Annotated in this window: 17 protein-coding genes; 7 read left to right on the forward strand and 10 right to left on the reverse strand. The window is 70.1% G+C overall.

Annotation, left to right across the window (positions count from 1 at the left end; all coding sequences use genetic code 11):
* Positions 1 to 8: 8 nt before the first annotated feature.
* From FHY03_RS01405 to FHY03_RS01415, 3 genes are read left to right on the forward strand one after another with little or no spacing between them, the layout of a single operon-like run.
* Positions 9 to 2,795 carry a TonB-dependent receptor gene (locus tag FHY03_RS01405; protein ID WP_183928267.1) on the forward strand — a complete coding sequence of 929 codons (2,787 nt, stop codon included), beginning with the start codon at positions 9 to 11 and terminating at the stop codon, positions 2,793 to 2,795.
* Positions 2,795 to 3,946 (forward strand): glycoside hydrolase family 76 protein, encoded by a 1,152-nt coding sequence (locus FHY03_RS01410; protein ID WP_183928268.1) that lies wholly within the window; start codon positions 2,795 to 2,797, stop codon positions 3,944 to 3,946. Before FHY03_RS01405 ends, FHY03_RS01410 begins: the two co-directional genes overlap by 1 nt.
* On the forward strand, positions 3,946 to 4,752 hold the full coding sequence (locus FHY03_RS01415) for an SGNH/GDSL hydrolase family protein (RefSeq protein WP_183928270.1): 807 nt from the start codon (positions 3,946 to 3,948) through the stop codon (positions 4,750 to 4,752). Before FHY03_RS01410 ends, FHY03_RS01415 begins: the two co-directional genes overlap by 1 nt.
* A 102-nt stretch (positions 4,753 to 4,854) precedes the next feature.
* Here FHY03_RS01415 and FHY03_RS01420 read toward each other — a convergent pair whose 3' ends face one another.
* The 3 genes from FHY03_RS01420 to FHY03_RS20845 form a co-directional block, all read right to left on the reverse strand.
* Positions 4,855 to 5,190, reverse strand: a complete 336-nt coding sequence (locus FHY03_RS01420; RefSeq protein ID WP_183921279.1) for a hypothetical protein — start codon at positions 5,188 to 5,190, stop codon at positions 4,855 to 4,857.
* A 162-nt stretch (positions 5,191 to 5,352) separates the two neighbouring features.
* On the reverse strand, positions 5,353 to 6,540 hold the full coding sequence (locus FHY03_RS01425; RefSeq protein ID WP_311721311.1) for a DUF2252 family protein: 1,188 nt from the start codon (positions 6,538 to 6,540) through the stop codon (positions 5,353 to 5,355).
* A 115-nt stretch (positions 6,541 to 6,655) separates the two neighbouring features.
* Positions 6,656 to 6,811, reverse strand: coding sequence for a hypothetical protein (locus FHY03_RS20845; RefSeq protein WP_260158602.1), 156 nt, complete (start codon positions 6,809 to 6,811; stop codon positions 6,656 to 6,658).
* A gap of 214 nt (positions 6,812 to 7,025) precedes the next feature.
* Here FHY03_RS20845 and FHY03_RS01430 point away from each other — a divergent pair, with 214 nt between their 5' ends.
* Entirely contained in the window at positions 7,026 to 7,460 is a 435-nt protein-coding gene (locus FHY03_RS01430; protein WP_183928274.1) for a pyridoxamine 5'-phosphate oxidase family protein, read from the forward strand.
* 146 nt (positions 7,461 to 7,606) lie between these two features.
* Entirely contained in the window at positions 7,607 to 9,694 is a 2,088-nt protein-coding gene (locus FHY03_RS01435) for a catalase (RefSeq protein WP_183928276.1), read from the forward strand.
* Between the two features lie 141 nt (positions 9,695 to 9,835).
* Here FHY03_RS01435 and FHY03_RS01440 read toward each other — a convergent pair whose 3' ends face one another.
* The 3 genes from FHY03_RS01440 to FHY03_RS01450 form a co-directional block, all read right to left on the reverse strand.
* Positions 9,836 to 10,030, reverse strand: coding sequence for a hypothetical protein (locus FHY03_RS01440; RefSeq protein WP_183928278.1), 195 nt, complete (start codon positions 10,028 to 10,030; stop codon positions 9,836 to 9,838).
* A 314-nt stretch (positions 10,031 to 10,344) separates the two neighbouring features.
* On the reverse strand, positions 10,345 to 11,733 hold the full coding sequence (locus tag FHY03_RS21265; protein WP_183928280.1) for an ATP-binding protein: 1,389 nt from the start codon (positions 11,731 to 11,733) through the stop codon (positions 10,345 to 10,347).
* Positions 11,730 to 12,407, reverse strand: a complete 678-nt coding sequence (locus tag FHY03_RS01450; RefSeq protein WP_183921285.1) for a response regulator transcription factor — start codon at positions 12,405 to 12,407, stop codon at positions 11,730 to 11,732. Before FHY03_RS01450 ends, FHY03_RS21265 begins: the two co-directional genes overlap by 4 nt.
* A gap of 99 nt (positions 12,408 to 12,506) precedes the next feature.
* Here FHY03_RS01450 and FHY03_RS01455 point away from each other — a divergent pair, with 99 nt between their 5' ends.
* Positions 12,507 to 13,712 carry a glycosyltransferase family 1 protein gene (locus FHY03_RS01455; RefSeq protein ID WP_183928282.1) on the forward strand — a complete coding sequence of 402 codons (1,206 nt, stop codon included), beginning with the start codon at positions 12,507 to 12,509 and terminating at the stop codon, positions 13,710 to 13,712.
* The gene (locus tag FHY03_RS01460) at positions 13,709 to 14,410 is read left to right on the forward strand and encodes a hypothetical protein (RefSeq protein ID WP_260158603.1); all 702 of its coding nucleotides are present in this window, start codon (positions 13,709 to 13,711) and stop codon (positions 14,408 to 14,410) included. Before FHY03_RS01455 ends, FHY03_RS01460 begins: the two co-directional genes overlap by 4 nt.
* Before the next feature lie 33 nt (positions 14,411 to 14,443).
* Here the strand turns inward: FHY03_RS01460 and FHY03_RS20855 are convergent, their stop codons facing one another.
* From FHY03_RS20855 to FHY03_RS01475, 4 genes are read right to left on the reverse strand one after another with little or no spacing between them, the layout of a single operon-like run.
* Positions 14,444 to 14,566, reverse strand: a complete 123-nt coding sequence (locus tag FHY03_RS20855; protein ID WP_260158604.1) for a hypothetical protein — start codon at positions 14,564 to 14,566, stop codon at positions 14,444 to 14,446.
* Positions 14,567 to 14,599: 33 nt separating this feature from the next.
* Positions 14,600 to 16,351, reverse strand: a complete 1,752-nt coding sequence (locus FHY03_RS01465) for a BCCT family transporter (RefSeq protein ID WP_260158605.1) — start codon at positions 16,349 to 16,351, stop codon at positions 14,600 to 14,602.
* A 53-nt stretch (positions 16,352 to 16,404) separates the two neighbouring features.
* Positions 16,405 to 17,250 carry an undecaprenyl-diphosphate phosphatase gene (locus FHY03_RS01470; protein ID WP_183928284.1) on the reverse strand — a complete coding sequence of 282 codons (846 nt, stop codon included), beginning with the start codon at positions 17,248 to 17,250 and terminating at the stop codon, positions 16,405 to 16,407.
* Positions 17,247 to 18,212 (reverse strand): lysylphosphatidylglycerol synthase domain-containing protein, encoded by a 966-nt coding sequence (locus FHY03_RS01475; protein ID WP_183928286.1) that lies wholly within the window; start codon positions 18,210 to 18,212, stop codon positions 17,247 to 17,249. Before FHY03_RS01475 ends, FHY03_RS01470 begins: the two co-directional genes overlap by 4 nt.
* Positions 18,213 to 18,614 lie beyond the last annotated feature (402 nt).

The raw sequence follows: 18,614 nt of genomic DNA on the forward strand, positions 1-18,614 counted from the left end.
GAGTGACCATGATCCAGTTGAACCAGCTCGCGCGGACGTCCGCGCTCGCGCTCGCCGCCGCCTCGCTATGGCCCGCCGCGGCCGTCGCGCAGGACGCGCCGCCCGCCGCGCCACAGGGTCAGGCGCCCGCCGAGGCCGGACCGCCGGCCGCGGCGGACGGCGCGGTCGCCGCGGCGCCGGGCTCGGGCGACATCGTCGTCACCGGGCTGCGCCGCAGCCTCCAGACCGCGCAGGCGCTCAAGCGCGACTCCGACCAGATCGTCGACGCGGTGGTCGCCGAGGACATCGGCAAGCTGCCCGACAACAACGCCTCCGAGGCGCTGGCGCGGATCACCGGCGTGCAGGTCAATCGCAGCAGCGACGAGGCCGGCGGCGTCCAGGTCCGCGGCCTGCCCAACCTGACCACCACCTACAACGGCCGCGAGATGTTCACCGCCGAGCTGCGCAACGTCGCGCTGCAGGACTTCCCCGCCGGCGCGCTCGCCGGGCTGGAGGTGTACAAGACCACCAGCGCCGACCTGATCGAGGGCGGCATCGCCGGCCTGATCAACGTGCGCTCGCGCCGTCCGTTCGACTTCGACGGCTTCCAGATCGCGGGCGCGGTGCGCGGCACCTACGGCGACCAGGCACGCAAGTACGACCCGAATTTCAACGTGCTCGTGACCGACCGCTGGGACACGTCGATCGGCGAGCTGGGCGCGCTGGTCAACGTGTCCTACACCCAGCTCCACTACCTGACCTCGTCGCGCTACATCAACGGCAACATCGTCAGCCCGGGCGCGAACCAGCCGGTCGACGGCCCGCGCGACTTCGTGCTGCCCGAGAGCGCCGGCGTCTATTACGACCGCGGCAAGCGCTGGCGGCCGTCGGTCAACGGCACGATCCAGTGGCGCCCCGCCCCCAACCTCGAATTCTACGTCGACGGGCTGTTCCAGGGCGCGCGGACCGACGTCGCCAACGATTTCGCCGGCTTCGACCTCGTCAACAACAACCCGGCGCTGACCAACATCGTGCGCAACGCCGCAGAGCCCGGCACGCTCGAGAGCGTCACCGTCACGCCCGATTTCGCCAACGGCCGCGGCATCGACTTCTCGCGCAGCACGCGCGCGGGACGCACCAACGCCTATCAGGGCGCGATCGGCGGTTCGTGGAAGACCGGCCGCGCGACGCTGACGACCGACTTCGCCTATACCGACTCCAAGGCCGAATATACCGACTATAACGTCGACTTCGCGCCCGCGACCGCGCAGTCCGCCAACCTCGTCTTCGATATCGGCGGGCAGGACGGTGGCGCCCAGTTTGGCCTGCCCGGCTTCGCCGCCAACGACCCCAACAGCTATATTCTACGCGGCATCTACGACCGCCGCTCGCTGGCGACCGGCAAGGGCATCCAGTGGCGCGTCGACCTCAAGCTCGACACCGAGCTGCCCGTGATCACCCAGCTCGACGTCGGCTTCCGCCTGACCGACCGCGACGCGCGGCTGCAGAGCGGCGGCCGCTATGCCACGCTGCGCCCGCTCGGCCTGCGCCTTTCCGACATCCCCGGCGGGGACACCGGCACGCCGATCGACCGCGGCTTCCGTGGCGGCCAGGCACCCGGGCTCAGCCAGTGGTATGCGCCGACCCGTTCGGGGATCGTCGACAATATCGAGGCGCTGCGCGACCTCGCTCGTAATGGCCTCGACCAGATCGGCACCGCCAACGCGCAAGCCGAGCGCGCGCTGTGGAACTCCGACATCCCCGCTTACGTCCAGAACGAGCGGCTCGACGCGCTGGAGAAATCCTACGCCTTCTACGGGCAGTTCCACTACGGCTTCGACGTCGGCGGCGTACCGGTGGACGGCGTGGTCGGTGCCCGGATCGTCAACACCAAGGCGCAGCTGACCGGCAACGCGCTGGTCGACGGGGAGCTTCGGACCACCACCTCGCGGCAGAACTACGTTGACGTGCTACCCAGCGCCTCGTTCCGCGCCAAGTTCACCGATCAGCTCCAGCTCCGCCTCTCCGCGACCGAGACCCGCACCCGGCCCGAATACAACCAGCTCAATCCGGCGGTGACGATCGGCAGCCCCGGCGTGACGCCGATCACCGGCAACAGCGGCAACATCAACCTGCAACCGATCTTGTCGACCAACTATGACGCCTCGCTGGAATGGTATTTCTCCAAGACCGGCTCGCTGACCGGCGCGATCTTCCGCCGCGACGTGCAGGGCTTCATCACCAACCTCAACAGCCAGGTCGACCTCGGCTATCCCACGCTCGTGACGGTCAACCGCCCCGAGAACGGCGGCAAGGGCCGGTTGCAGGGCGCCGAGGTGGCGTTCCAGACCTTCTTCGACTTCCTGCCGGGCGTGCTGAGCGGCTTCGGCACCCAGCTCAACGCCACCTATATCGACGCGTCGCAGGCGCTGCCCGTGTCGCTGGGCGAGGCCGGACAGGACAGCGACATTCCCGGCGTGTCGAAGTGGAGCTACAACGCGGTGGGCATCTACGAGAAGGGGCCGGTGTCGGCGCGATTGGCCTATAACTGGCGCTCGCGCGTGACCAACTTCTTCGCCACCGACCCTGCCGGGCAGCTGATCGGCGCCGAGTTCAACCGGCCGATCGAGCGGCTCGACTTCTCGCTCTCGGTCGCCGCGATCGAGGCGGTGACGCTGACCTTCGACGTCAGCAACATCACCGGCTCGCCCTATCGCGCGCTGCGCGCGGTGCCGGGGCTGGCCAACGCGAGCTACCCGCGCGACGTCCGCTACGAGAGCCGCGTCTTCGCGCTCGGCGCGCGGTTCCGCTTCTGATGGCGGCGCTTCCGACGCGCCGCGCCTTCGTCGGCGGTGCGCTGGCGCTCGCCGGCGCGCGGGGGACGGCGGCGACCGCGCCCGACCCCGCCGCGCGCGCGCTCGCCTGGCACGCGGCGCTCGAGAAGGCATTCGCGGTGGGCGACGGCACTGGGCTCTACCGCGAGTACCACCCGCCGCGCGCGGGCGACGAGCGTTACTCGACCGAATGGCCCTTCTCGCAGGCGCATGTCGCGCTGCTCGACCTAGCGATGATGCCGGGTGCCGCGGGGCGCCGCTTCGCGCCCGCGCTCGCCCAGGTGCGCGCGGCGCAGCAGCGTTACTGGTCGACGGTCTCGACCACCGGCGTCGCGGGCCATCTCGCCAAGGTGGTCGCCCCACTGGGCCACGGCGACGACCTCTATTACGACGACAACATGTGGGTCGGGCTCGCCGAGGTGCAGCACCATCTCTTCCGCCGCGACGCCGAGTCGCTGCGCCGCGCGCGCGCGATCTTCGCGCTGATCCGCTCGGGCTGGTCCGAGGAGAAGGGACTGCCCTCGCCCGGCGGGGTGATGTGGACGCAGAAAAGCGACAACGGCGACCGCAATACCGTGTCGAACATGCCCGCGGCCGAGCTCGGCGTTCGGTTGTACATGATCACGCGCGATCGCTCCTATCTCGACGACGCGCTGCGCTATTATCGCTGGACCAACGCGACCTTGCAGCGCCGGGACGGCCTCTACGCCGACCATATCAAGCGCGACGGCACGATCGAGCCACGCGTGTGGAGCTACAATCAGGGCGTGCCGGTCGGGGTCAACGTGCTGCTGTGGCGCGCCACCGGCGAGGCGCGCTATCTCGCCGAGGCGCGCCGCATCGCCGCGGCGAGCCGCGCGCAGCTCGTCGCGACCGGCCAGGTCGATGACCAGCCCCCGCCCTTCAACGCGATCTATTTCAAGAATCTGCTGCTGCTCGCCGACGCGACCCGCGACCGCCGAGATCTCGACGCGATGCGCGGCTACGCCGATCGCATGTGGCGGCGCCGGCGCAACGCCGCCGGGCTCGTCCAGTTCGCGAGCCGCCGGGCCGAGCTGATCGAGACCGCCGCGCTGGTGCAGGTGGAGGCCGTGTCGGCGTGGCGCCCGGCCGACTGGGCAATGCTGTACTGATGCGCGGCGCCGTCGCGCTGCTCGCGCTCGCCGCGGCGCCGGCATCCCCTGTGGCGCTGCCATCCGGCTCGACCTACGTGGCGCTCGGCAGCTCCTATGCGGCGGGCGCGCGGATCGGTGCACCGGCGCCCGCCGCGCCGATGCGCTGCGGCCAGACGGTCAACAATTACCCGCGGCTGGTCGCGGCGCGGCTTCACCTCGACCTCGTCGACGCGAGCTGCGGCGGCGCCACCACCGAGCATCTGCTCCGCGCCTGGGACGAACTGCCGGCGCAGCTCGACCATCTCACCGCCGCGACCCGGCTGGTGACGGTGACGATCGGGGGCAATGATGTGCATCTCGTCAGCGACCTCGCCCGCGCCGAGTGCACGCCAGCGCGCGACGGTGCGGCCTCGCATTGCGGCCCGCCGCCCGCCCCGACCGCGGCGGAATGGACGCGACTGGGGCGCAACCTCGCCGAGATCGCGCGCCAGGTGCGCCACCGCGCACCGCGCGCCCGGCTCGTGTTCGTCGACTATCTCGACATGCTGCCGGCGCGGCCCTGCGCCTCCATCCCCTATGACGCGGCGGGGCTGGCGCGGGCGCGCGCGACCGTCCGCCATCTCGCGCGCGTCACCGCGGCGGTCGCGCGGCGCGAGCGCGCGACGCTGCTGCGCGCCGGCGCGCTCTCGCGCGGCCACGATTCCTGCTCGGCCGAGCCCTATGCCGTCGGGCACTCTGACACGGGAGCGTCGTGGCACCCGACCGCGGCGGGACATGCCGCTATAGCCGCGGCCCTCATACGCCTGCTGCGCGACACCAGCTGACCCGCGCGCCCGTCGACATCGTCGACAGGCCGGAAGCGCTCGGGCGTCACCGCGGCGGGCGAGTGCCAGGACAAGCAGCACCCGCCGATCACGGGCCGACTGTCAGCGCTGCTTCTTCGTGATGGTCGCGGTGAAATCCGGTTCCTTCTTCGCCACCCAGTCGACGAATTTGCGCACGTTCGGATGATCGAGCAGACCGCTCACGTCCATGCCGTGCCGCTGCAGTTCGGAATTCGTGAAGTTCGTGATCAGGGTCTGCTGGCAGATCGGATGCATCGGCACGACGTCGCGGCCGCCGCGGCTCTTCGGCACGGGATGATGCCACACGATCGTCTTGCCGGTCGGCCGTCCACAGAGCCAGCACGGCACCGGCGCGGACGCGCCCTCATCCTCCCGCGGAAGATGATCGTAGGGATCATGTTTGGAACGTCTGGCCATCGCTCGATCTACCTGCACCGGGTCGCCAGCCTGTAGCCAAGCGGTTCGGCGCATCCAATCGAAAGCTGCCGACGCGACGCGCGCCCCGCCGACCTTCCGCGGGACACGCATCGTCCCTCGCGAGACCTGATCACCGCGCGGCGTTCCACCTCGACGGTCATCCTACGCTGCCGTCCGGCGCAGCGCGACCGTACGGCAATGTTCGAGATAGCCGCTCTTATGCTGACCGGCGAGCGCCACGACGCTGCGCCACAGCCACGTCGGCGTGCCGTTGGCGCCAGTCGTGTCGGCGAGCAGCCGCTCACCCCACATCGCGCGACTGCTCGCGTCCATCTGCCGGCTGTGCGCCACGCCGACGACGCAGGCGAGATAGCGCGCCGCTCGCACCGCCTCCTCGCGGGAGAACTGATCCACCTCGATCTTCAGGTCCTGCGGCGCGAGCTCGCGGATGAAGAAGGAGCCGTCGATCATGGTCACCGGCAGCATGCGCGAGCCCAGGAGGGGAGACAAGGCGCAGGCGGCGCGACGCACGCGTTCGGCCGGATCGGCGGGCATCGCGGCGGCGTGCATGGTCGGCGCGACCGACGTCACCGCTTCCTTGATGTCGACCAAGGCGTAGCGCGAGCGCCGCCGCGTACGATCGAGCGCGACGAGCACCGCATAGCGCCTCAGCCCCAGCGAACTGCACCCCTTCATCCAATAAGCGGCATCGACGAGCCGGACGCGGCGTCGGCGATTGCCCGGGTCGAGCGAGAGCACCATGTCGCACACGTCGGGGCGGGAGAAGAGCTCGTCGAGCGCCGCGCGCTCGCGGTCGGTGAGCGGCCAGAACTTGTCCCCGCGCGGCAGGCGCGGCTCGCCGCCTTCCAGGCGTTCGCGCGCGAGATGCTTCCAGCGCCGCCGCGCGGCGCGTCGCCGCACGCTCTTCACCGCATCGGGCTCCACCCCGGCCTGGCCCGCGACCGGATCGACGACCCCGGCGACATAGCCGGCCAGCATCGCGTCGAGGATCTGCATCGTCGCCAGACCGGGCAGGTCAGAACCGCGCGCGGCGGTGGCGAGCGACAGGCCGAGGCGGATCAGGTCATGCGTCGGATTACCGATGACCGCCTGATCCAGATCACGGATATGGACGTCCAATCCCTCACCGCCGTCGGAGACCGCACCGAGGTTGCCGAGATGGCAATCGCCGCAGATCCACACCGGCGGCCCCTCGGGAAGGCGGATCGGTGCGGCCGCCAGCCACTCGTAGAAGCGCTCGGTGTTGCCGCGGACATAGGCGTGGGCGGATCGGGCCATCTTGGTATCGCGGGCGGCGCTGAGCACGCCTCGGCGGTGCGACGGGATCACGCCGCTCAATCGCGGCGCCTGATGTGGGTTATCGTCATCTCCGCCGAACGGCGCGTGGCTCGGGTCGTTCCAACGCCTTGGCTGGCCGCGACGACGGCAAGCCAGATGAGCTCCCTTACTGGCGCATCTCGTCGATGAGCCGCTCCGCCTCGCGCTTGGAACGGAAGACGATATCGATCCAGCGTTCCTCGCTGGGCAGATAGAGACCCCATTGCTCCTCGCCGTCCACGGACGGCCGACGCGCGGCGAGATAACGGACATGTTCAGACACATTCCCCGCTTAGCTCACCACCCCGGCAATGATAGTGGCGCTGCGGTCCCGGACTGGGACAGGCGCCGACACGTCCACCGTTGAGAAGCGGTCGCATGGTCAGCCGAATAGCCGGGATCGATGAACCAGCGAGCCCGCGCTTTGTTGAGACGGTCGAGGCGGATCAGTGAGTTGGCGGCGGTCGCCGACGTGCATCGCCGATCGCGGGGGGCACATGGCCGAACTGACGTTAGATGAGCTGTCACGAAAGATGGCGAAGCTGGATTTCGCCATGCTGGCCACGCGGTCCGCCGCGGGCGCGCTCACCGCGCGGCCTATGAGCAATAACGGCGACGTGGAGTACCAGGGCGACAGCTACTTCTTCGCCTACGACGACTCGCGAAAGGTCTCCGACATCCGCGCTCACCCCGCGGTGACGCTGAGCTACACCGGCGCTGCCGGAATGCTCGGCGGCCCGCCGCTGTTCGTCGCCGTTGAGGGACAGGCCACGCTGATCGAGGACAAGGCGCAGTTTGAGGCGCATTGGACCAAGGACCTCGACCGCTATTTTGCGGAGGGCACCGATACCCCAGGCGTCGTCATGATCGTCGTCCGAGCGGACCGCATCCGCTACTGGGACGGCGGCGACGAGGGAGAGATCGCCATCTGAACCACGATGCAGGGGCCGACCACGCGCCGGCCGCCTGGCATCTCGGCGGGAAGGTGCTTCCGCCCGAGATCGTGTTGATTTAGATTATACATGAACCCGACGTTCGCGTTGATCCGTTCGCTCGCTTGAGTCCCAAGGAGCTAACAATGGCCGAGACATTCTCACGCAACGCCGGCGCGGGCGGTGAAACGCATCAGGTCGCCGACGATGCGCATCCCGTCCTCACCACCAATCACGGGACGCCGATCGCCGACAACCAGAACCAGCTGAAGGCCGGCCCGCGCGGACCGGTGCTGCTGGAAGACGAGATCTATCGCGAGAAGATCAATCATTTCGATCACGAGCGCATCCCCGAGCGCATCGTCCACGCGCGCGGTTCTGCCGCGCACGGCTATTTCGAGTGCACGAAGAGCCTGGCCGACATCACCGTCGCCGACCTGTTCCAGAAGGAGGGGCAGCGCACCGAGGTGTTCACGCGCTTCTCCACGGTCGCCGGCGGCGCCGGATCGGTCGATACGCCGCGGGACGTCCGAGGCTTCGCGGTGAAGTTCTACACGCGCCAGGGCAACTGGGACCTCGTCGGCAACAATATCCCCGTCTTCTTCATCCAGGACGCGATCAAGTTCCCCGACCTGATCCATGCCGCGAAGATGGAAGCCGATCGCGGCTACCCGCAGGCGGCGACCGCGCATGACACCTTCTGGGACTTCATCAGCCTGATGCCTGAGTCGACCCACATGATCATGTGGGCGATGTCCGACAGAACGCTGCCGCGTACCTTCGCCAACATGGAGGGGTTCGGCGTTCACACCTTCCGCTTCATCAACAAGGAAGGGAAAAGCACCTTCGTCAAGTTCCACTGGAAGCCCAAGGCGGGCCTCGCCTCGACCATCTGGGACGAGACGGTGAAGATCGCCGGCGCCGATCCCGACTTCCAGCGCCGCAACCTCTTCGAGAGCATCGATCGCGGCGACTTTCCGACCTGGGAGCTGGGCGTACAGCTGTTCGACGAGGAGTTCGCCAACAGCCAGCCGTACGACGTGCTCGACGCGACCAAGATCATCCCGGAAGAGGTCCTGCCCGTCACGATCGTCGGCAGGATGGTACTCGACCGCTATCCGGACAATTTCTTTGCAGAGACCGAGCAGGCCGCGTTCGTCCCGAGCCATGTCGTTCCCGGCATCGGCTTTTCCAACGATCCGCTGCTGCAGGGAAGGCTCTTCAGCTACACCGACACGCAGCTGTCGCGTCTCGGTTCGGTCAACTTCCACCAGCTGCCGATCAACGCTGCCAAGGGCCGCGCGGCCGCGGCGGGCTGCCCTTTCATGAACCAGCAGCGCGATGGCCACATGCAGATGGCGGTGCCGAAAGGCCGCGCCAACTACGAGCCCAACAGCCTCGCCCGCGCGGGAGAGGAAGCCGGCGCGCGCGAGGATCCGACCGGCGGGTACATCACCTTCCCGTCGCAGGAAGAAGGCCCGAAGCTGCGCGTCCGCCCGGAGAGCTTCGCCGACCATTACAGCCAGGCGCGCTTGTTCTTCCGCTCGATGGATCCGGCCGAGCAGGCGCATATCGCCTCGGCACTGGTGTTCGAGCTGAGCAAGGTCAGCCTCGAGCATATCCGCGTGGCGGTGATGGCCAATCTCCGCAATGTCGACGAGAGTCTGGCCAGCCGCGTCGCCGACGGTCTCGCGATGGACCTGCCGCCGGCGTCGAAGACGGCCGCGCCGGTGCTCGACATGGATCCTTCACCGGCGCTTCGCATCATCCGCGGCCCACTCGAGAAGCACACGCTGGAGGGTCGCACCGTCGGCATCCTGATCGCCGACGGCACGGACGCGGGCGAGCTCGACGCGGTGAAGACTGCGGTGAAGCAAGCCGGCGGCACGCCCATGACGATCGCGCCCAAGGTCGGCAAGGTGCCGCTCGCCGACGGCTCCGCCATCACCGCGGACGCGCAACTGTTCGGCCAGCCCTCCGTGACGGTGGACGCGTGCGCGGTGATCCTGGCGGAGGCTGCCTGCACCAAGCTGCTCAAGGAAGGCGCGGCGGTACAATGGGTGATGGACGCGTTCGGTCACCTGAAAGCGATCGGCTACAACGCCGCCGCCAAGCCGCTGCTCGACAAGGCAGGTGTCGAGCCTGACGACGGTGTCACCGACCTGGCCGGCTTCGTCGAGGCGGCGAAGAAGCGCTACTGGGATCGGGAGCCCAGCGTTCGCACGCTGGCGTGACTGACGACGCGGCTGGTCCTGTCCCGTGGGACCAGCCGCGGCGCCGCACCGGGCGGGCGCCCGTGTCGCCTCCTCATCTCGGCGCTACGCCTGGCCGTCGGGTCCCGGAGACGCGATAGCGGACCATGCGAGCGCCGGCCCTCATGCGTGAAGTTGCAGCAGGGCCGGCGTCATCGACTCGTTGGTCATGGCGAACACCTCCGCACCGCCTTCGCTTGACAAGGTCAGTACCTGATCGGTTGCCTGATCCGTGAACAGACCGATGCGGCTGGCCGCAAGGATCACGGCGAGACGTGCGCCGTCATCACTCGCCCGCGCGAACCGGACCCAGGCCATGACGCGATCGTTGACCCTGTGCTCCAGTCTGTAACTCGGCATCGATCATTCCCCCGATTGCGCCGTCCTTCTTCCGGCGCGCATCCCGCTTCACCGCTCCCCGGTGGCCCGCGAGACAGTAGCGATCCGTTCCCCGCGGTGGCTCACTCCCGCTACTGGATCGAACCGTCGGCGAGCGACCAGGCTGGCGCGACAGGGCGCTTGCCGCGATGCGGTCTACGAAGACCAGCTTACCTGAACCTTACGCGGCGACGTCCGTCGGCTCGATGTGCAGCGGGCGGCGCCCTCGTTCTGCCTCACCCGTCCCGCTGCTTCTATCGAATGTCCCTCGGCGGGACGAAGCGACCCGGCCCCTCTTCGGTCATGCGGGGCATCGCGAAGCGGAAGCGCGTGCGCCCGGGGCGGGACACCAGCTCGACGTGGCCGCAATGGATACTCGCGACCCGCGCCACGATGGCGAGGCCGAGGCCGGCGCCACCACCCGCCCCGCGCTCGCGCCGCCAGAAGCGCTGGAAGACGGCATCCTGCTGATGAGACGCGATCCCGGGTCCGTCATCGGTGACGCTGACGTCACCCGCCGAGGTCACCTCAACCGTGACGCTCGTGCCCGACGGCGTGTGCTGAACCGCATTCTCCACGAGCGCACCCAGCGCGCGCGCGAGGAAGCCGGCATGCCCGGCGACCATGACGGGAGCTGCCGGCCGGTCGAGCGCGATCGCGTGACCGCGCCGGTACGCCAGCGGCGCGATCGCCGCGACCGTCTGCTCGGCCAGGGCGGCGAGGTCGACCGGTGCGTGTGGCACCAGGGCGAGCGAGTCGAGCTCCGCGATCTCCAAGAGCTGCGCGACGATCTGTCCCAGAGCGTCGAGGTCGCGCTTGAGCGCGGCGCCGAGCGCGGGATCGCTCACCTGCTCGGCGCGGATCCGCGCGAGCGTGATCGGCGTGCGCAGCTCGTGCGCGGCGTCCGCGGTGAACGCGCGCTGCGTGTCCAGGCTCTCCGTCAGGCGATCGAGCGCGTCATTGATCGCTTCGGCGAGCGGACGCACCTCGGCGGGCAGATCGGCCGCGGCGAGCCGCACGTCGGGGCGAGACGGGCCGACCGTGCGCACCAGTGCCGAGGCGCGACGGACCGGGCGCAGCGCGCTTCGGACGATCAGTGCGTCCACGCCGAGCAGCAGCACCAGCAGCGGCAGCACCACCAGCGCGGCATGGGCGAGGAACTGCTGGATCACGTCGTCGACGACGTTGGCGGGATGGTCAAGGTTCTGCACCGCGACGATCCAGTGCCGCTCTCCGCCGAGCGTCACGGGCACGCTCAGCGCGGCGTAGAAGGCGCGCCGCGAGCGCCGCGTCAGATAGCGTTCGCCGTCCCCGCGCGCGATCCGGAGCGCGGGGCGCAGCGCCGCGGGCAGCCGGTCCAACACCACCGTGCCGCGTGCGTCGAGCACCGCATAGCCCAGACCCGCCGCTTCCAGTCGCGCACGGTCGCCCGGGCTCGCCGGCGCCGGCGCGCCTCCCGCGCGTGCCGCGAGCTGGTCGCGCACCGCCAGCGCCTCCGACCGCAACGTCTGCCGCTCGAAGCGGTCGGCGGTGGCGTTGAGGAACAGGTACACGCTCGCCGATGCCGCCAGTGCGGTGAGCAGCACCGCCGCGGCGTGCCACCACAGGATGCGCGCTAACAGCGAGGGCCGTGGACGTCTCACCCCCCCGTCTCGGCCAGCATGTAGCCGACGCCGCGCACGGTCACGATCTGCGCGCTGGCGCCCGCCTCGGCGAGGCGGCGGCGCAGCCGATGGACGCACACCTCCAGCGCGTTGGAGCCGAGCGTCTCCTCCATGCCGAACAGCTGCGCCTCGATCTGCGCCTTGGCGACGACGCGCTCACGCCGCTGGATCAGCAGCTCGAACAGGGCGAGCTCGCGCGCGAACAGGACCGCCGGCCGACCGGCGACGCGCACCTCCCGGGTGGCGGGATCGAAGCGCAGATTGCCGCACGCGATCGGACGATCGGCCACCAGCCCACTGCGCCGCAGCAGCGCCTGGACGCGCGCGACCAGCTCCTCGGGCGCGAACGGCTTGACCAGGTAGTCGTCGCCCCCCGCCGCCAGCCCGGCGACGCGATCCTCGACGCTGCCGCGCGCGGTGAGCAGGATCACGGGTGTCGTGTCGCCGCGCGCGCGCAGCTGCCGCGCCACCTCGCGGCCGTCACCGTCGGGCAGGCCGACGTCGAGCACCACCGCGGCATAGCTGCCGAGTTCCAGCATCAGCAGCGCGTCCTCGGCGCTGCCGGCATGGTCGCTCGCGAACCCCGCCTCCGCCAGCAGCCGGCGCAGCAGCGCGACCAGCTCGTCATGATCCTCGACGATCAGCAGCCGCATGCACGGCCCCGGCGACCCGCCGTAAGGCTGGCGTAAGCCGTCCGGCCTAGCCCGCGCCGGAGCGACGCAGCATCCGCGCCGCAACCGAAGAGATCAATCATGGCCACCATCGTCACCCGGGTGCGCGACCGCGCCCCCGCTCCTGTCCCCGCGCCTGCTCCGACGCGTCCGCCACGGATCGCGCTGTTCTCGGGCAATTACAATTATGTTCGCGACGGTGCCAACCGCGCGCTCAACCGCCTGGTCGGTGACCTGGAGCACCGCGGCGCGCGCGTGCGGGTCTATTCCCCGACCGCGCGCGAACCCGCCTTTGCGCCCGCCGGGACGCTCGTCTCGGTGCCTTCTGTGAGCCTGCCGGGACGCGGCGAGTATCGGCTCGGGCTCGGCCTGCCGCGCGGCGTCCGCGCCGACCTGCGCCGCTTCGCGCCCGACCTGATCCACGTCTCCGCCCCCGACTGGACCGGCGCCGCCGCGCAGCGCTTCGCGCGGGCCGAGCGCCTGCCGCTAGTTGCCAGCCTGCACACGCGCTTCGAGAGCTATGCCGCTTTCTACGGCGCCGGTCTGATCCGGCCGCTGCTGGAGCGTCATCTTGAGCGCTTCTACGCGCGCTGCGACCGGGTGCTGGTGCCCACGCTGCCGATCCTGGCGGAGTTCGTCGCCGCGGGCGCGGGCGAGCGCGCGCGGTTGTGGAGCCGCGGCGTCGATCGCGCGCAGTTCGATCCGGCGCGGCGCGATCTCGGCTGGCGCCGCGCGCGCGGCATCGCCGACGATGCCTGCGCGATCCTCTTCTTCGGGCGGCTGGTGCGCGAGAAGGGCGTGGCCGATTACGCCGACGTGATCGAGGCGCTGGCGACTGCCGGAGTCGCGGTGCAGCCGCTCGTGGTCGGCGACGGACCCGAGCTGGCTGCCCTGCGCCGCCGGCTGCCGCAGGCGGTGATGACCGGTCACCTCGCGGGCGCCGAACTCGGCCGCGCGGTGGCGAGCGCCGACATCTTCTTCAACCCCAGCGTCACCGAGGCGTTCGGCAACGTCACGCTGGAGGCGATGGCGGCGGGGCTGCCGACCGTCAGCGTTGACGTGGCGAGCGCGCGCGCGCTGCTCGGCGACGACGGTCTCTACTATCGCCGCGGCGATCTCGCCGGCGCGACCGAGGCGCTGGCGCGGCTGACGATGTTTCCCGATCGCCGGCGCCTGCTCGGCCGCCGCGCCCGCGCCGCGAGCGCCGGCTGGAGTTGGGAGCGCGCCAGCGCGATGGTCTGGGACGCGTATCGCGAGCTGCTCGCCGGCGACGGGTCTGGCCGATGAGGCGCGCCGTCGCGCTCACCGCGCCCCTGCTCGCCTGCGCTCCGGCGGCGGCGCAGGAGGCACCCGATATCGCCGAGCCGATGGTGTTCGATCTCGTCCGTCCGCTCGGCGCCAAACGCGGCGAGCTCGAGGTCAACACGCTGGCGCAGCGCGACCTGTCCGGTCTGTCGCCGGTCGTGGAGTGGGCGCCGGAGGTGGAGCTAGCGGTCGCCGACGGGTTCGCGGTGGAACTGGAGCTGCCGTTCGAGAACCGCCGCCTCACCGACCTGAAGCTGGGCCTGCAGGGCACCTTCGGCCCGCTCGACGGCGGCCGCGGCATCCACGGCGTCCAGTATCTCGGCCTGTGGAACCGCGCGCACCGCCGCTGGGAGAGCTCGCTGCTCTACGTCATCGGCTATCGCTTCGGCGCGCGCGTGAGCACGCTCAGCATGGTCGGCATCGGCGACGTCAGCGCCGCGGGCGCGGCCGAGCGGGCATTGCTGGTCAACCACACCAGCTTCTATGCCGCGGGGGACGACACCACGATCGGGGTCGAGGTCAACGTGCGCGCGGGTCGCGAGAGGTCGACGCTGGTGATGCCGCAGCTGCACCAGGCGCTATCGCCGCGGCTCGAGGTGCAGGCCGGGCTGGGGGCGCGGCACGAGACGGGCGATACCTGGCGCCCGCGCGCGGGCATCCGCCTCGTCCGCTCGCTGTGACGTGCGGGATCCGCGCACGCGCCGACGAGCCGGCTAGCCGAGCCGCCATCGCTCGAGCTGAGCGACCACGTCCGCCTTGACCTGCTCGACGGTGAGGTCGGTGAGGTCGCGCGCACGCGTGCCCACGCTGCTCTGCGCGGCGAGGAACCACGCCACGCTGCGGCGCGCCTCCGACGCCTCCAGCGCGGTTTAGGCGGCGAGCGGCCGTGACCGGGGTGTCAGGCGATAGCTGAAGGCGCGTTGGGTGTCGGCACCGACCGACAAGGCGATCGCGTCGTCCGTCAGCACGAGCTCGCTGTCGCTCCAGCCGTCCTCCCGCAGCGCCTCGTACACCGATCGGAGCGCGGGTTCGCCGGTGTCGCGCAGCTGCCGCAGGATGTCATCGCGGCGGGCCGGCACCAGCAGCCGCTTGAGCCGCTCGCCGACCGCCGGCGCCTCGTCGGAGAGCGTGATGCCGGCGAGATCGGCGTTGGTCTGCCGGATCAGCCCGACCGCCAGCATCAGCATGATGAAGCAGAACGGCAGCGCCGCGAGCAGCGTCGCCGCCTGGAGCGCGCCGAGGCCGCCGGCGAGCAGCAGCAGCGCCGCGGTCACGCCCAGCAGCACGCACCAGTAGATCCGCTGCCATCGCGGCGTGTCCTCCGCCCCGCCCGAGGCGAGCGTGTCGATCACCAGCGCGCCCGAGTCCGCCGAGGTGACGAAGCAGACCGCCACCAGCGCGATCGCCAGCGTCGAGGTGACCCCCGCCGCGGGCAGATACTCCAGGAACTTGAACAACGCGGTCGAGAGATCGGCCTGGACCGCTTGCGCGATCCCGCCGCGCGCGACGCCGAGGTCGAGCGCGATCGCGGTGTTGCCGAAGACCGTCATCCACAGGAAGGTGAAGGCGGTCGGCACGAACAGCACGCCGATGACGAACTCGCGGATCGTGCGCCCCCGCGAGATGCGCGCGATGAACATGCCGACGAACGGAGACCAGGCGATCCACCACGCCCAGTAGAACAGCGTCCAGTCAGCCATCCACGCGCGCGGCTCATAGGCGTAGAGCGTGAAGGTACGTATCACGAGATGGTCGAGGTAGAGCCCGAAGTTCTGCACCAGCGCGCGTAGCAGGAACAGCGTCGGCCCGAGCGCCAGCACGAACAGCATCAGCAGCACGGCGACGGTGAGGTTCAGCTCGGACAAGCGGCGGATGCCGCGGTCCGCACCGCTCAGCACCGACAGCGTCGCCGCGCCCATGACCAGCACGATCACCGCGAGCTTGGTGGTCGTCCCGTCGGGCACGCCGTAATTGTAGGCCAGCCCGGCGGTCATCTGCGAGACGCCGAAGCCGAGCGAGGTAGCGACGCCGAACACCGTGCCGCACACCGCGAAGATGTCGATCGCATCGCCGAGCGGCCCGTCGATACGCCTGCCCAGCAGCGGCGACAGCCCTGACCGGAGCGTCAGCGGCAGGTCCTTGCGATAGGAGAAATAGGCCAGGCTGAGACCAACCAGCGCGTAGATCGCCCAGGCGTGGACGCCGTAATGGTGGAAGGTGATCGCCATCGCCTCGCGCGCGGCGCCGATCGTCCCGCTCTCGGCCTCGGGCGGCGAGATGTAATGCTGGATCGGCTCGGCGACCGCGAAATACATCAGGCCGATCCCCATGCCCGCGGCAAACAGCATCGCCAGCCAGGACACATAGGGGAAGTCGGGCTCGGCGTCGTCGGGGCCGAGCTTCAGCCTGCCCGCGGGACCGAAACCGAGCAGGAGGACGACGACGAGGAAGAACGCCACCGCGGCGATGTAAAACCAGCCGAACGTGTCGATCGCCCAGGCCTGCGCGGCCTTGAAGGCGTGATCGGCACTGCCCGGCACCGCGATGGTGGTGAGGAGCAGCGCGACGATGATCGCGGACGCGCCCCAGAAGACGCGGGGATTGATGTGGCGGGCTGTCATCCCCGCGCTTTAACCTAGATCGCGCTCGCTGACGACCGGGGCGCCCTGCCGCCTCAGCGCGCCGCGATGATGCCGCTCGTCAGCAGCGCCAGCACGGTCGCCCCAGCGGCGAGCCGGTACATGACGAAGGGCAGGAAGCTGCGGGTACGGATCAGGCGGAGGAACGCGACGATCACGCCATAGCCGACGATGAACGCGATGACGGTGGCGAGCAGCGTCGGCCCGGCGCCGATCGGGTTCGCCTTACCCCAGCTATCGGCCAGCTCGAACACGCCCGAGGCGAGCACCGCCGGGATCGCGAGCAGGAACGAATAGCGCGCCGCCGCTTCGCGCGTGTAGCCCAGCAGCAGCGCCGCGCTGATGGTGCCGCCCGAGCGCGACACCCCGGGCACCAGGGCGAGCGCCTGGGCGAGCCCGAGCAACAGGCCGTGGCGCCAGCCGAGCCGCTTGAGCGACCGGCGGCGCGCGCCCAGGCGGTCGGCCAGTCCGAGCACCAGCCCGAAGCCGATGAGCATGGTCGCGGTCACGTACAGGTCGCGCAGGTTGCACTCGATCTGATGCTTGAGCGCGAGCCCGAGCAGCGCGATCGGCAGCGTGCCGAGCAGGATCAGCCAGCCGAGCCGCGTGTCGGGCGACAAGGACGTACGCGGTCGTGCCAGCGCGCCGCACCACGCCGCCGCGATCCGCCCGATGTCCCGGCGAAAATAGAGCAGCACGGCGGCTTCGGTACCGATCTGCGTGATCGCGGTGAAAGCCGCGCCGGGGTCATTGCCCGAAGGTAGCAGCGCGCCGGCGATGCGCACGTGCGCGCTGGACGAGACCGGCAGGAACTCGTTCAGTCCTTGCACCAGGCCGAGAAAGGCGGCCTCCAACCAACGCGCGCCGTCGGCGGTGATCATGTGAAATCTGTCCTTTCCGGACTCTCGGGCCGACGCGCGCGCGGGCGGCGCAGCGCCGCGGCCTCCAGGCTGAGGAACAGCAGCAGGCCGATCGCGAGCGGGATGAGATAATAGACGAGGCGGAAGATCAGCAGCGCGGCGAGCAGCGCGGCGCGATCGACCTGCGGCAGCGCCACCAACATGATCGCCTCGAACACGCCGAGCCCGCCGGGAGCGTGGACGACCAGGCTCGCGATGATCGCGATCAGATAACTCACCAGTACCGACGGATAGAGCTCCATGCCCGAGGTGGGCAGCAGCACGAACAGCGCGCCCGACGCGATCAGCAGGTCCGTCACGCCGAGCGCGAGCTGGAGCAGCGCCACGCGCCAGCCCGGTAGCGGGAGCTGCCAGCCGAACACCCGCAGCGGGGCGCCGCGCCGCGCGAGCAGCAGGACATAGCCGCCGAGCAGCGCGAGGATCAGCACCGCCGCCAGGCGCTGTACCGCGGAAGACGGAACCCAGCCGGCGACCGCCGGGACCGTCGGCACGATCAGCAGCATGACACCGAGCAGCAGGAGCGCGCCGAGCCAGAAGGTGACGCCCGCGGTGACCATAATCTGCCCGACCTCGGCGGCGGACAGCCCGTGCCGTCGATAGATGCGGTACCGCGCACTCCCGCCGGTCAGCACTGCGAAGCCGAGATTGTGGCTAAAAATGTAGCTGGTGAACGAAGCGATGGCGGCGATCGGATAGGGGACGCGTCGGCCGAGCAGGCGCAGCGACAGCACGTCATAGCCGGTCAGCACGATATAGCTGGCCGCGCTCAACGCCAGTGCCGCGGCGAGCGCCGGCGCGGGCATCGCGTGCAGCACCGCCCGTACCTCGTCCCAGTCGATGCCCGCGAGGATCTCGCGCAGTGCCAGGCCGGCGACGGCCAGCACCGCGACCGTCAGGGCCGCCACGATAAGGGGACGAATCACGTGAACTCTGTCTCGGCGTCTCACGCCGCGTGCCGACGTGCCGCTCTCGGCGGTCGGGTCCGGGGCTCGGCGGGGCCGGCGCGGTGGTCAGGACCCTCCTGACGCGGCGCGCTTACACGAACCTTACTGACAGAGATCGACGGAAGCGGATCAGGCTGGCTGCTGAGACAGGACGAGCGGCCCGAGCACAGGCGCCACACGACGGCGTCGACATGCGTCGCTCACACCTTGCGCACGATGCGCGCTTCAATGCGTGAGCGAACGCTGCCGGTCAATTTTCCACGGCGCCGTCCTGCCGGTCTCTTCGGTCGCTACCCGCGGTGCGCGACCGTCGATGCCCGACGCCGCCGCCTCAAGCCCGAACCAATGCGGTCGTTCGACCGCGACGAGGGTAGCCAGGAG

It is taken from the genome of Sphingomonas sp. BK345 (assembly GCF_014193845.1).
Lineage (GTDB): Bacteria > Pseudomonadota > Alphaproteobacteria > Sphingomonadales > Sphingomonadaceae > Sphingomonas.

What these genes read in the sequence shown, in the direction of transcription:
- FHY03_RS01455 (WP_183928282.1), top strand. Translation starts at nt 12,507, where the DNA reads ATGGCCACCATCGTCACCCGGGTGCGCGACCGCGCCCCCGCTCCTGTC.
- FHY03_RS01450 (WP_183921285.1), bottom strand. Translation starts at nt 12,407, where the DNA reads ATGCGGCTGCTGATCGTCGAGGATCATGACGAGCTGGTCGCGCTGCTG.
- FHY03_RS01410 (WP_183928268.1), top strand. Translation starts at nt 2,795, where the DNA reads ATGGCGGCGCTTCCGACGCGCCGCGCCTTCGTCGGCGGTGCGCTGGCG.
- FHY03_RS01460 (WP_260158603.1), top strand. Translation starts at nt 13,709, where the DNA reads ATGAGGCGCGCCGTCGCGCTCACCGCGCCCCTGCTCGCCTGCGCTCCG.
- FHY03_RS01465 (WP_260158605.1), bottom strand. Translation starts at nt 16,351, where the DNA reads ATGACAGCCCGCCACATCAATCCCCGCGTCTTCTGGGGCGCGTCCGCG.
- FHY03_RS01470 (WP_183928284.1), bottom strand. Translation starts at nt 17,250, where the DNA reads ATGATCACCGCCGACGGCGCGCGTTGGTTGGAGGCCGCCTTTCTCGGC.
- FHY03_RS01405 (WP_183928267.1), top strand. Translation starts at nt 9, where the DNA reads ATGATCCAGTTGAACCAGCTCGCGCGGACGTCCGCGCTCGCGCTCGCC.
- FHY03_RS01440 (WP_183928278.1), bottom strand. Translation starts at nt 10,030, where the DNA reads ATGGCCTGGGTCCGGTTCGCGCGGGCGAGTGATGACGGCGCACGTCTC.
- FHY03_RS01430 (WP_183928274.1), top strand. Translation starts at nt 7,026, where the DNA reads ATGGCCGAACTGACGTTAGATGAGCTGTCACGAAAGATGGCGAAGCTG.
- FHY03_RS01420 (WP_183921279.1), bottom strand. Translation starts at nt 5,190, where the DNA reads ATGGCCAGACGTTCCAAACATGATCCCTACGATCATCTTCCGCGGGAG.
- FHY03_RS01435 (WP_183928276.1), top strand. Translation starts at nt 7,607, where the DNA reads ATGGCCGAGACATTCTCACGCAACGCCGGCGCGGGCGGTGAAACGCAT.
- FHY03_RS01415 (WP_183928270.1), top strand. Translation starts at nt 3,946, where the DNA reads ATGCGCGGCGCCGTCGCGCTGCTCGCGCTCGCCGCGGCGCCGGCATCC.